Source organism: Rufibacter sediminis, from assembly GCF_014269285.1.
GTDB lineage: Bacteria > Bacteroidota > Bacteroidia > Cytophagales > Hymenobacteraceae > Nibribacter > Nibribacter sediminis.
This window is the reverse complement of record NZ_JACOAF010000008.1, coordinates 196,319-209,161: the sequence shown is the minus strand read 5'-3', so window position 1 is coordinate 209,161 and position 12,843 is coordinate 196,319. Positions and strand designations below refer to the sequence as shown.

Sequence of the window (12,843 nt, the reverse complement as noted above, 5' to 3'; positions counted from 1 at the left end):
TAAAAACACAAAATGGATGGAGAAGCGTTTGGTATCTTTGAAGGAAGGAAAGCTCCGTTATGACATATTGCTTAGGAATTAAAGTAAAGGAAGGGTTGGTGGCCATTGCCGATACCAGAATCACGGCCGGCTCAGACACCACCGAGAAGAAGAAAATCTACATCCAGCAGCAGGGAAAATACTCGCTCTTCATCATGACCAGCGGGCTGCGGTCTGTGCGCGACAAAGCAGTCCTGTATTTCAAAGAACTCACCGAAGAAGGAGTTGTGCACAACAAGCTCTACAAAGCGGTGAATGATTTTGGCGCGCAGGTAAAACGGGTGGCCAAGGAAGACAAAGAAGCCCTGGAGCAGGCGGGGCTCAAATTCAACCTGCACACCATCATTGGCGGCCAGCTGAAGGATGACGAGGAACACAAGCTCTTTCTGCTGTACCCCGAGGGCAACTGGGTGGAACTGGGCCAGGGCGCACCCTTCGTGGTGATTGGCAATTCCGGCCACGGCCGAGCCATCCTCAACCGGGCAATCACCGAAGATTCTTCCATGCAGCTGGCCCTCAAAACCGGTTTCCTTTCCTTTGACTCTACGCGGGTGAGCGCCAATGACGTGGATTTCCCCATTGATGTGGTGCTGTACCGGAACAACAGCTTTGAGATGGTGGAACACCGCTACACCAAAAAAGACCTGGAAATGATTTCAGAACAATGGGCCGATGAACTGAAATCTGCCCTCAACCGCATTCCGGACGCCTGGATGGACGAAGTTTTCAAAAAAACGCCCCCAGAACGGGAGAACCATGCGCTTTAAGGTTTCTGCCGAGGTGGAGTTTGCAGTTACCTCTGCCTCTACCGTTCTGTTGGGCATCCAGCCTTTCCGGTCTGAGAAACAGCGTATTTTAGAGGAAGCACTGATGGCTTCTTCCCCGGCCACCATACGAGAAGTACTTTCCCCGGTGGGGGAAAAGCGGTTCAATATCATAGAGTTGGCCCATACCGGGAACATCACGTTTTCCTATGCCGGTAAGGTGGAGAATGATATCCAGATCATCCCGGCGGATCAATTAACCGATGTGCCCATCGCCTCCATGCCCGTGGATGTACTTTCCTTACTCAACCCCAGCCGGTATTGCCAGTCAGACCGGCTTTACAAACTGGCCGCGCATAAATTCGGGAAGATTGACCACGCCTTTGAGAAGGTGATGGCCCTCCGGGACTGGATCTATGACAACGTGGAGTACACCGGCGGAATCACCAATACCCAGACCTCGGCGTTTGACACCATCACCGAGCAGGTGGGCGTCTGCCGCGATTTTGCCCACCTGGGCGTTGCTCTTTGCCGGGCACTCACCATCCCGGCCCGCTATTTCACAGGATACGCCTACCAACTCAACCCACCTGATTTTCACGCCTGTTTTGAAGCCTTTCTGGGCGGTCACTGGATTCTCTTTGACGCGACCAAACTGGTACCCCTCAACGGCCTGATCAAAATAGCCACCGGCACCGATGCCGCCGAAACCGCCTTCGCCAGTAGTTTCGGGAACCTCAATTTTCAGCGGGTGGAGGTAAACGTTAGCTCTCTGGACACAACTTTCCAGCCGGTAGACGCTTCCTCCACTACCCAAGGCTATTCGGTTTCTTAAGCGAGGGCCTTCCCTCCTCTTCCGCGAGATCATCGTTGCGTGTGGCAATTACCTTGTGAGGGAGTAAACAATGCTTCTATATCAATAGAAATTCCTTTTGCTGATTTCAGGATTATCTACTCTCTTTCTTTGGCTCACCCGTTTCAGGCCTATTTTCAGGAATCGGGCACAAAAACGCCTCTGCAAAAAGTTGGCAGAGGCGCACTCTCCTACGGGAGAAATCACGATTTGAATTCGATTAAGTACAGTACTGGAACAGACAAATCAGTCGTCCCAACCGCCCTTGTTAGTGTTTTCACCAACAAGCCAAACAGCCACCTTTCCGCCCTTGAGTAAAAAAAAGCAGCAAGGACCAGGCACCTTCCAATACATGAACGAAAGCGTTCCTAGAAGATGTACCGGATGGTACACCAGGGAATCACCTCCTGCTGAAGCGCCTGGAACTCTCTCATCCACCGGGCTTTCAACTGGTATTTGTAGCGTACGTTGATGCCGCCAAACTGGCTTTGCTTCGTTTCCTGGATGGCCGGGTACCATATCATCTCCTCGGCTTTGGGGTTAATGGAAAGATTGAGCTCATGCTGCCATTGGTTGTGCGTGAGAAAGATCACCTCGCATTCCATGGTCTGCTTCAGCTTGGCGGGCACCGCTTCGTTCAGTTGCTCAAACAGCTCGCGGTAATCCTGCAGCCATCCTTCATAGACAATCACCGGCGAGAAGTTGACATGCACGTCATACCCGGCCTGGTAGAAATCCTGGATAGCGGCCAATCGTTTGGCCAGACTATCAGTACGGACGTCTACCAGTTTGCTTACTTTCTGGGGCAGCAGACTGAACCGGATGCGCGTCTTTCCCTGCGGGTCATAGGTCAGCAGCTCGGGGTTCACGAACTTGGTGGCGAAGGTGGCAAACGCCTTGGGATGTTCCCGGAAAAAGTGAATGGCCGTCTGTACCCCGTCAGAGAGGGAAGCGTCTACGGACACATCGGAGTTACACCCAATGTCATAGGTGTAGTACTGCGCGTGGGTTTGGTTCGGGATTTTAGGCCAGGCTTGCTTTTGCACGTGTAGGTGCACCGTTGCCAGAATCTCCTCGGTGTTGGTGAAGAGCGTGATGGGGTTTACGGCTTTGTTTCGGTCCACGTAGCAGTAGGCACAGGCGCCCATGCACCCGTTGGCCAGACTGGGGGCGATGAAATCGGAGCTTCGGCCGCTTTCCCGGCACACCAAGGTTTTCAGGCGGCCTAACACCAGTACATCTGACTTCACCTGGTAATGATTTCCCTCTAGCGGGGGTAACCGGTTATGCTGCACAATCTGCTGCTGCACCGCCTCTGGGTAGGTGCGCAAGGCCTTCTGTCCGCGGTCGTTCAGGGCATCGGGGGTATAAAAAATAGTACTCGGCTGGAAGTTCTGCATACGTTTATACAACAGGCACTCAGCCGCTTAGGTTCATATAAAATTATTTACAAACCGCTGACTACCAATATATTAAATACTTTATTCCAACATTTTAGCTGAATCAATCTGGATGGCATTTTGTTGATTTAATGGCGGCCAAAAGTGCCTTTTCATGAGACAATTCCGCCGCTTCAATCAGCTTATCTTCAGATAAATAACCAACATGGAAGCAGTTCAGGAAATAGAATATACCAAACCCGTTAAGCCTTCTAAGCTATGGATGCCCAAACAGGTACTCATCACGCCGGCCGCTTTGCAGGAACCCTGGGGACAGCAGATGTACGAGCGCGTGCAGGCGCTGGGCCTGCCGGTGCAGGAGTTGAAGAGCAACCGGCTGACGGGGCTCCGGGGCGAGGACGAGCGCGAAACCTACCGCAATGCCAAAAGCACACTGGCCATTGTCACCGCTCCGCCCAGCGCCCTGAAACTGCAACCCATTCCCCCATCCGCCGATTACCAGTTTCACCTGGCCGAGGGATGCCCGGCGCACTGCCAGTACTGCTACCTGGCCGGCAGTTTGCAGGGGCCGCCGGTAATCCGGGCGTTTGCCAACCTTCCCACCATCCTGAACAACTTAGTCAACTACCGCAAGCCGAATGAGGTGACCACCTTTGAGGCCAGTTGCTACACCGATCCGCTGGGCATTGAACACCTCACCGGCAGTCTCTCGGAAACCATCCGGTTCTTTGGCGAACAGGAAAACATGCACCTACGCTGGGTTTCCAAATTTGACCAAGTTGACGGCTTGCTTTCTGTCCCGCATCACGGCCACACCCAGCCCAGAATCAGCCTCAACGCCGACTTCATTTCCCGGAGAATGGAAGGCGGCACTGCTTCTCTGGAAGCGCGTCTGGCCGCGATCCGGAAACTGGCCATGCCGCAATTACTTGGAGGCGGAGGCTACAAAGTAGGCTTGGTGATTGCCCCTATCATGCCCATCCCTGATTGGGAGGAGCAGTACACCCATCTGCTGGACCGGCTGGCCCAGACGCTGGACTTTCCCTGTGAATTTACGTTTGAGCTGATCAGCCACCGGTTTACCCCCGGTTCTAAGGCCCTGCTGCAAGAATGGTACCCCAACACCAGCATCGACTTTGACGAAAGTACCCGCTCTATGAAGTTTAACAAGTTTGGCGGCAAAAAGTACGTCTACACGGCCGCTACCATGCAACAGCTGCGCAGCTTCTTCTACAGCGAACTCAACCGCCGTTTCCCTGCCGCCCCTATCCTGTACTGGACCTGAAAACGCTAGCATCCTCCAAAAGCAAAAGCCGATAAGAAACAACTTACCGGCTTTTGCTTTTGGAGGATGTAAAAAAAACTTCTACACGCATTAGGTTTTCGTTAGCTTGTAGGGTCGTTAAGTTTTAGAAAATAAGACTGGTTCAAGTTTTCAACTTGGACCTAAAATGAGCTGAAGTTTGCAACTTCAGTGAGGCGGCAGCTCAAGCTCTGTAAAAAAGATAATGGGCTTTCCCCTAGTTTAAGCCATTGATTTAGAAATTAACACCTCTGTCCTTTAAAGAAGGTTGAGAAAACATTTACATATGCTGAACTTGATCTAATTGTAGGGGCAATCCCTTGTGGTTGCCCTTCCTGATTTAGCAGATGAACGGTTGACGAAGGCAGACCCTTAAATGCTAGGCCCCTATTTACAGGCCTTTTTTCTGAAAACAGCCCCAAAACAGGCTGGCGTATTCATACTTTTATCTGGCCAGATAAGCGGTTAAACTCTGCCGGAACGCCTCGCTCAGGGGAATGGTTTTGCGGTTGATGGTCACCTGGTGCCGTTCCACTTTTTCAATTTTGCTGGTCGCCACCACATAGGAGCGGTGCACCCGCACGAACTTCTCAGGTGGAAGCAGGTTGATGGCCTCCAGGAAAGTGCTGCGCGACAGGATGTTTTTGTCTTTCAAAGCGAAGGTCACGTAGTTGCCGGTGGCTTCTAAGTACAGAATATCGTCATACAACACCTTGATCTGCTCATACCCGGTTTTGATGTAGAGGTGGTCAGACGTTTCTGAGGTGTTTCTGAAATTATACAGCTCAAACGCTTTGTTGCAGCCTTTTAGAAAGCGGGCCAGGGAGAAAGGCTTCAGCAGGTAGTCCACGGCATCCAGCTCAAAGCTGGTAACGGCGTGTTCTGAGTAGGCGGTGGTAAAGATGACGAGCGGCTTCTTGCTCAGGGAATTGAAGAAATCAATGCCGGAGATATCAGGCATTTTGATATCCAGGAACAGCAGGTCGATGCTTTCTTTCTGCAGGTAATCCAGGGCCTTGAACGCATCGGTGAACTCGGCCTTCAGGTCTACGAACGGGACCTTGGACGCGTGCGACCGGACCACCTCCAGCGCGATGGGCTCGTCATCAATGGCAATGGCTTTCATGGTGGAAACAGACATACGCGTATCCTGTAACTAAGACAGCTGCAAGGTAAGGTGAACGAAGAACTCTTTGCCGGTTTCCCGGATAATTAGTTCGTGCCGGCCGGGGTACAGCAGTTGCAGGCGCTGTTTCACGTTGGTGAGTCCTATGCCGCTCTTATCCTTCTCCGGGTCATTGCCTTGCTTCTCGTGTTTGCTGTTGTTCACATCGAAATACAGCACCGTGTTTTTCACCTCCAGCATGATTTTAATGAACGAGGGCTCCCGGAAACTGATGCCGTGCTTAAAGGCATTCTCCACAAACGGGATCAACAGCATGGGCGATATCTGCGCCAGCCCTACCTCCTGCTGTACATCGGCTTCAATGCGGATGTTGGGGCTCTCATCGGTGCGCAGGCGCTGGAAACTGATATAGTTCTCCAGGTACTCCATCTCGCGGGCCAAAGAGATACGTTCCTGCAGGTTTTCCTGGAGCATGAAGCGCATCATGTTGCCCAACCGCTCAATGCCCTCGCTGGTGCGGTCTGCCTTTTCCTGGATGGCGGTTCCGTAGATGGTGTTCAGGGCGTTGAAGAGAAAGTGCGGGTTGATCTGCGACCGCAGAAAGTCAAAGTTAGCCGCCGACTGCCCCAGCTCTTTCTTCAGGACGTGGATCTCGGCGTTGCCCTGCATCTGTCGCCGGTACAGTAACCAGGAAAGCGGCACCGTGATGAGTAACTGGAAGAAAACGTTGAAGATTGCCATGAACAGGGCAAACTCCTCGTCCTGCGTCAGCAAGTCGGCCACCAGCCCGAGGGGAATTATGGCGGCCAGCAACACCAACACCGTTTTGCCCAGATAGGCTCTGAACGGTTTTGGTTTAGGCATTGATTTGGGAATCAAGGCGTAAAACGAATAGCAGTACAGCAAAATACCCGCCGGACCTATGATGCCCCAGCCATACACCAGTTCACCCTCGGCATCTACCACCAACAGCAGAAACATGCTGATCATCCAGAGAACAAAGGCTGAAACCCCATCGCGGGTGATGATGCGGTACTTCGACTGGATGGCCTCTGAACTGGCCAGCAGGTACAAGCCAATGTATTTGATAAAGGCATAAAACCCGAAAATCAGCAGCAACCGGAAGGCATAGAAATAACTGTTCTGGAAGATGACCTTGTAGGCTTCGTCCTCAGTTCTATAGCGTTGGAAGAGGTAGTTCTTGGAGTAGGTATCGGTGATGCCAAACACCAGCCCCAGGGCCAGAAACGGAAGCAGGGCCAACACGATGTTCGGAACCAAATTCTCCTTCTCAACTATCTTAGGCAGCACCTTGAAATTGAGGAACAGGAAAATCAGGTACAGGAACGTGTACCTGATGAGCCGCGGAAAGAAAAAGTCCTGGTAATAGTAAAACTGAATTCCAGCTTTGTCAAACAGGTACTTTTCCGGGCCTTCAGACGTGGTGTTCAGGAAAAAAACGGCAAAAACAAAAATAGTGGTCGCTCCCCAAAACTCTACTTTCTTGAAGTAAGACGGGTTATTGATGAGATCGTTCATGGGCTGGTTATTTGAAACAATGATAGGGGAACAGCGCCATGTAAAACAATAAAAGTGATGAACACCCCGGAAAATGGGACGAAAGCGGATCTTAGAAAACCAACGCGTACCAGCTTTGTTCTTGGGGCGTATTTTCACCAGCAAGACGCGGCATTTGGATTGTTGGTGAGAACACCAACAAGGACGCAGAAATGGAATGAAAGCTGGTCTTACCGTCCACGCAATTAGGACCGTTACGTTCTATCCCAATGGTTTGGCTCCTTCCAGAAAGCATTGCTATTACTGCCTATTATGAGCCTCGCGGCTCACTGAAGTTGAAAACTTCAGTTCATTGTAGGTCCAAGTTGCAAACTTGAACCAGCTATATTTTTAAAACTTATCGGCCCTACCTCCCCACGCAATAGCTTTGCCCTTGCTGCGTGTTTTCACCAGCAAGCAGAAAGGCGGCTGCAACAGTCTTGTTGGTGATAACACCAACAAGGGCGAGCGGCTTGTAATTGAGAACACCCAATTGGGCGAAAGATGCATGAGCTTTGCAAAATGAAACGCAAAGAAAAAGGAGCGTTGCCGCTCCTGTCATTTCTCTTCCAAAAGCTCTTCCATATCTTGAAGAGCCTAAACTTACTTTTTATCCTTTAGGGCGCCGTACAGCACCGGGCTGAAAAACCGGAGGTTCTCCAGCAGGCAGGTCATGGTATAGAATTTATCCAGATCCACCTCGGCATTCTCGGCCATGTTAAGCAGGAAACCATCCAGGGTTTCCACCAACTTCTCATCAAACTCTTCTTCGGTCATTTTCATGGGATCTTCCTTTACCAGGTTCTGGATTCGCTGTTTACGGGTATCGGCAATGGGTGGAAAGCCTGGAACCGGTACTCTTTTTCTGGCTTTCGGAACACCAGATCACCCGCCGCCAAAAAGAGAACATGATTTTACGCCGGTGAATTCAATGGAAGGCTCTTTTCCGTTTAGCGGCTGTTTTCTGAAAACTGGCCCAAAACGGGAAACCACGTTTGTCGATGCTTTGGCAACTCAGCTCAGAGCACCAACTGGCGGAAAAGACGCTCCAGCGTTTCCTGCGGATCAGCGCATAGACCGGGGTGTACCGCCGAGGTCTGCACGATGGTACTGCGGGTAGCGGTGAGCCACCGGAACCGCGAGGCGATGGGGAACTGGCCAATGGTGCCGCCATTCTTCCCTCCGGCGCAGATTCGCTCAAATGCCTGCAGGCGCTCCTCCAACTCCGGCAGATCAATGGAACCGGCCACGGCCCGGAGGCGGGCTTCGTTCAGGTGAAATACCGTCTTCAGGAACCCGCGTGAGGAGCAGTAGAGAATGACACCCACATTGAGAAACTCTTCCCGTTCCACGCACGGCACCACCCTCAGAACGGCGTACTCAAATAAGTGCTTTTCTTGCATGTTGCGCTTCCTTCACAATGGTTTCTGTATGGGCCAGGCGGATTTCCAAAAACTGGGCGTAGGCCTGCCGGTGTTCTTCTGGGGTGGCAAACGGTGAATCTCCGGTCAGCCAGTCATCGGGGATCAAAGAGACAATGGCCTGGATTTTCTCCGGGGTGAGAATTTGCTTGTAAGCGGCATCTACGGCTTCCAGCTCGCTGGCCCGGGGCAGCAGTACGTGGTCTTTGACCTGCGCGAAGGGCCGCTTGGCCTGCTCCTGCCAGTTCTGCCAAGAATGATGGAAGTAAAACGCCGCGCCGTGGTCAATGAGCCAGAGTTCCTTGTGCCACATGAGCATGTTGGTATTGCGGGCGGTGCGGTCTACGTTGGTGATGAGGCAATCCAGCCAAACTACCTGTGACGCCAGCCGCGCATCTACGGTGTTCACCAGGGCATCAAACGTAATGGCTTTGGAAAGATAATGGAGCCCCAGGTTGAGGCCCTCACTGAAGCGGAGCAGGTCCTGAATCTCCTCGTCGGGCTCGGTTCTCCCGAAACACTCATCCAGGTTGGCAAACACCAGCTCCGGAATCCGGAAACCCAGCAGGCGGGCGATTTCTCCGGCTACCAACTCGGCAATCAGAGCTTTGACGCCCTGGCCCGCGCCTCTGAATTTGAGCACGTAAAGAAACTCATCATCGGCCTCCACAATGGCGGGCAGCGAACCACCCTCACGCAGCGGCGTCACATACCGCACCACGTTCACCGTTCTAAGCTCTGGTTGCGTATCGTTCATATTATTTCAGTGCTTCTTTTCTAAAAATCCACGGAAAGCCCCACCGGCTCATGTCTTGGTTTCACCCCCGCGTCGCCCTTTGGTTCCAGGCCGTTTACTCCGCGACTGATTTCACCGGTTTGCCTACTCAGTGAAGAGCCATTCCAGAACCACGTGTCAGGTAAAACATAATTGATGACTCCGGCAAGAGGCGTTTCTCTTCCTCTGTGGGGAGCTACCAGCGCCAGAACTCCGGCGCAATTATCCTTTCTTGCGGCCTTTCCAGTTTTTGCGGGATTTCTCTTTTTCGCTTTCGGTTTTAAACTGCTCAAATTCTTCGTTGGGCATGGTCACCGCATAGTACGCCGAGGAAAGGATGGTGAGGTCTTCGTCAAAGTCATACTCCAGCGTGAGGTACAGTTGCTTGTTGGGGTTGTGGACGTACTCCTCGCCTTCTTTGTCAAACACCTTGAACTCGTACTCGCCATCGGCGGGTTTCTTACTGCTCACCCGGGCCAGGCAATCGCCGGTGATGACCAGGGGTGTTTCCAGTTCCACCAGGTACTCGAAATCCTGATAATACCGGCCATCTTTCTTGCTGGTCAGGTATTCAATCGAATCCAGGTACACTTCCACGCCTTGGTGCTTGTTGTCGCGCTGCGTGGTGATGTCTAGGATGTTGCCTATAACTTTCATGTGCTTGTGCCGTCAAATAGAGGATGCCGCCAGGTGGCCACCCTCCTCCCGTTAAACGAAGGTAAGGTTTTAAGTTATACAACCCGACTGCAAGGCTGAATCTACCGGCAACTTCCGGATCTCATTAGGCTGCCCCAACAGACACAAACGGTTGTACGCTGCCCGAAAGGCAACTTGCTTTTTCGGCCTGTTTTACGAAAAAGAGCCCTAAAACGCTACCGTTTCTAAACACCAGATTAGTTGTACCGCCCTTTGCGCTGGGAGTCCTGGAGAAACAACTGGAGGAAGATTTTCTGATCAGTGATCACAGCGCGCTGGGTTGGGTAGGCCTCCAGGCGGCGGTTGGTGGTGTACCCGAAATGCTCGTAGCCCAGACTCAGGTTTTTATACACCTGCACCGTTACCCGGGGACGGATGATCCCGATGGAGTTGCTGCCTTCCAGGCCTTCAAAGGTATTCAGCCAGTAATGGTAATAAACAAAGGAAGCCGAGGCGTACCGGCCCAAACTGAGGGTGCTTTCCACTTTCCCGTGCAGACCGGTGGTGTAAACGTAATTGCGCAGGCCGTTTTCATCTGGGGCGAAGCGGGTGCTGTTGCCAGCCAGCGGAATCACGCCCAGGTGCACGTTGGTGTAGAGGTTCAGCTGGTTGGAAAGCGGCATCCGGGTAAACAAACCGCCCCCGAAACCCAGGGCACCTAACTCAAAGTTCCGCGTGTTCCAGTAGTCATAGTACTGAAAAAAACCGGTGAGCAGGTCCAGTTTGCCCACTTGCCCGTTCTTCCCGAACAAAATGCCATACCCGGTAATATTGTTGATGACACCCGAGAGCGTGTCTTTGTCTCCCTTGCTGAACTCGGCCCGGAGCCGGAACAAGTCAAAGGGTTTTCGTTTCTGCAGTTCAAAGGGATTGCCGTAATCCAGCTGCACGTTGAGCATGGCCTTGGTATCGGCGGGGCCGAAGACATCGTCCTGCTTGTCGTTCTGGCGGTGCACCCCGGCAAAGAGCGTGATGTTGAGCGGTTCCTTCTCGTAGACTTCCTTGTTGGTGACCTGGAAGGTTTTGCGCTGGAGCAGGCGGTTCAAGCCGCGCACGGGGTTCACCAGTCCGGCCGCAACCTCGCGCACGACCCTTTCCCGGCCCCGCGTACGGTCATCCAGAATATTGGAGCTGAGGCGGTAGAGAATCTCCCCCAGGGCCGCGCCGTTGAGGGGCGTGTAAATCATGTCATTGTACGAAGGAAGCGTGTTCTCCCCGAAGTACTCCCAACTCAGGCTTCCGCCCACGGCGAAGGGCAGCGATTGCCAGTAGTTGTAGCCCTGCGAGCGGGCGGCGTTGAAGTACAGCGTTCCCTGGTACGGGTGCCCGATGAAGTTGATCCCGAACTCATCGGTGTCCCACTCTGGATTGGAGCGGAGGTTGGTTTTCCAGGTACTGGGGCTCACATAGCCGTAGTCGGCCTTGGCCACGTAGCGGTTAAATCCCATAAAGGCCGCATTGATCCCGATGACCTGGGCCATGGGTTTCCAGAGGGGCTGCCGTTTGTTGTAGACGGGGTCATCGTGGAGCAGATCGCCGTATTTGTTGAACAGCGTGGTGTCCAGCAGGAACGCCTTGGCGGGCTCGGTGCCGCCCGTAGCATCCGTAAACAGCGCTTTCTTGCGTTCCTTGATCTGCTGGAGCTGTTTTTCCCGGCTGCCCCGGCCCGGCGTGATGGAATCTTGAGTGGTAATGATTTGCGCCTGCCCTACTGATAGCCAGAGGCAGAAGAAGAACGTAATTTTATATTTCATACGAAGAGGTTCATATCCGTGGGAAGGTTTCAGAAAAGGCTTCCCGTAATGGTACTAAGCGTATTTACCTGTACCTACAGGCGTCATACGCACACCTCCTGAAAAAGTAGTATTTCCCGTATCTGGTTTGATCCGGGAAAACCCCAGCAAACCTCAACCGGCAGGCGTTTCTGGCTTATTTCCAGGAAAGTAGCCGCAAAGCGCAGCCTTAAAGTCTGAAAATAAATTTCTTCAAAGCCCGAACACCGCTACCCTTGGTTTCCTGCAAAAGCGCGAGGGTCATAACTGGCGGTAAAAGGAACCCGTAAAGAAAAATGCAAGAGAGCTGGCTGTTTGACCGACATGGAACAGCGTCTGGTTCTTTCCTGTTTTCCCCTGCCAATCCTTCTACCCTTTTTGCCCTATGATGCGCTGGAGCGATGTCATTAAATACGCCAAGTACAGCAACCCCGAACCAGCCCGGCGGGTGGAGAAAACCGAAGAGGAATGGCAGCAGCAGCTCACGCCCGCCCAATATCAAATCCTGCGCCTGAAAGGCACCGAATCGCCGTACCGCAATGCCTATTGCCGTTCCTATGAGCCGGGGGTGTATGCCTGCGCCGCCTGCGGAAATCTCTTGTTCAATTCCACCGAGAAATACCACGCCATCTCAGGTTGGCCCAGCTTCACGCAGCCTATCGCCAAAAGCGCCCTCCAATACCTCTTTGACGACAGCCACCAGATGCAGCGCATTGAGGTACAGTGCAACGTTTGTGACGGTCACCTGGGCCACGTGTTCCCGGACGGACCACCGCCCCATGGCCTGCGCTACTGCATCAATTCTGAGAGCATGGTCAGATTAAAGGCTGTTTCTGAAAAGGAGGCAGAAAACGCTTAGTTCAAGACAGGAACTCTTTTGGTTTCTATGGCGACAATTTACGTCCGAGACTTTCTGAGAACGTTTAGAAGCGTGAGCTCTGTAATCAAAATAGCCATAAGGATAATAAATAGTCGCTAAAAACACCAACTGCATCTATTCAACGAAGATTCTCCCCTTGAGGGGAGCTAGAGGGGTGTTTACACCTGCCGGTCCACGTATTGCTTTTTAAGTGTTGCTTCTCTTATTCATAGATACGGTGGTACTAGGTTCTAGAAGGCGTACTCTCCTGTGTAAAC

At 52.4% G+C, this 12,843-nt stretch carries 12 protein-coding genes; 4 read left to right on the top strand and 8 right to left on the bottom strand.

Annotated features, from left to right (window positions below):
* The first annotated feature begins 59 nt into the window (after positions 1 to 59).
* Complete coding sequence (locus tag H7U12_RS03735; protein WP_186633082.1) at positions 60 to 806, top strand: peptidase; 747 nt, start codon at positions 60 to 62, stop codon at positions 804 to 806.
* A complete protein-coding gene (locus H7U12_RS03730; protein WP_186633079.1) occupies positions 796 to 1,638 on the top strand; it encodes a transglutaminase-like domain-containing protein in 843 nt (280 codons plus the stop codon). Before H7U12_RS03735 ends, H7U12_RS03730 begins: the two co-directional genes overlap by 11 nt.
* Positions 1,639 to 2,024: 386 nt before the next feature.
* Here the strand turns inward: H7U12_RS03730 and H7U12_RS03725 are convergent, their stop codons facing one another.
* Complete coding sequence (locus H7U12_RS03725; RefSeq protein ID WP_186633076.1) at positions 2,025 to 3,056, bottom strand: spore photoproduct lyase family protein; 1,032 nt, start codon at positions 3,054 to 3,056, stop codon at positions 2,025 to 2,027.
* Positions 3,057 to 3,261: 205 nt separating this feature from the next.
* Here H7U12_RS03725 and H7U12_RS03720 point away from each other — a divergent pair, with 205 nt between their 5' ends.
* Complete coding sequence (locus H7U12_RS03720) at positions 3,262 to 4,341, top strand: spore photoproduct lyase family protein (protein ID WP_186633073.1); 1,080 nt, start codon at positions 3,262 to 3,264, stop codon at positions 4,339 to 4,341.
* A gap of 463 nt (positions 4,342 to 4,804) precedes the next feature.
* Here the strand turns inward: H7U12_RS03720 and H7U12_RS03715 are convergent, their stop codons facing one another.
* The 7 genes from H7U12_RS03715 to H7U12_RS03685 all read right to left on the bottom strand — a co-directional run bounded on the left by H7U12_RS03715 (position 4,805) and on the right by H7U12_RS03685 (position 11,688).
* Positions 4,805 to 5,500, bottom strand: coding sequence for a LytR/AlgR family response regulator transcription factor (locus H7U12_RS03715; RefSeq protein WP_241749094.1), 696 nt, complete (start codon positions 5,498 to 5,500; stop codon positions 4,805 to 4,807).
* A gap of 15 nt (positions 5,501 to 5,515) precedes the next feature.
* Positions 5,516 to 7,024: a sensor histidine kinase gene (locus H7U12_RS03710; protein ID WP_186633070.1), complete on the bottom strand. Its 1,509-nt coding sequence runs from the start codon at positions 7,022 to 7,024 to the stop codon at positions 5,516 to 5,518.
* Between the two features lie 621 nt (positions 7,025 to 7,645).
* Positions 7,646 to 7,825, bottom strand: a complete 180-nt coding sequence (locus tag H7U12_RS03705) for a hypothetical protein (RefSeq protein ID WP_186633068.1) — start codon at positions 7,823 to 7,825, stop codon at positions 7,646 to 7,648.
* Between the two features lie 236 nt (positions 7,826 to 8,061).
* Positions 8,062 to 8,445 (bottom strand): DUF3037 domain-containing protein, encoded by a 384-nt coding sequence (locus H7U12_RS03700; protein WP_186633065.1) that lies wholly within the window; start codon positions 8,443 to 8,445, stop codon positions 8,062 to 8,064.
* Positions 8,423 to 9,220 (bottom strand): HipA family kinase, encoded by a 798-nt coding sequence (locus H7U12_RS03695; protein ID WP_186633062.1) that lies wholly within the window; start codon positions 9,218 to 9,220, stop codon positions 8,423 to 8,425. The genes H7U12_RS03700 and H7U12_RS03695 overlap by 23 nt, the downstream gene beginning before the upstream one ends.
* Positions 9,221 to 9,460: 240 nt before the next feature.
* Positions 9,461 to 9,895, bottom strand: a complete 435-nt coding sequence (locus tag H7U12_RS03690) for a hypothetical protein (RefSeq protein WP_186633059.1) — start codon at positions 9,893 to 9,895, stop codon at positions 9,461 to 9,463.
* 236 nt (positions 9,896 to 10,131) lie between these two features.
* Entirely contained in the window at positions 10,132 to 11,688 is a 1,557-nt protein-coding gene (locus H7U12_RS03685; protein WP_186633054.1) for a DUF3943 domain-containing protein, read from the bottom strand.
* 403 nt (positions 11,689 to 12,091) lie between these two features.
* Between H7U12_RS03685 and msrB the strand changes: the two genes are divergently transcribed.
* A complete protein-coding gene (gene msrB / locus H7U12_RS03680) occupies positions 12,092 to 12,565 on the top strand; it encodes a peptide-methionine (R)-S-oxide reductase MsrB (RefSeq protein ID WP_186633051.1) in 474 nt (157 codons plus the stop codon).
* Positions 12,566 to 12,843: the final 278 nt, after the last annotated feature.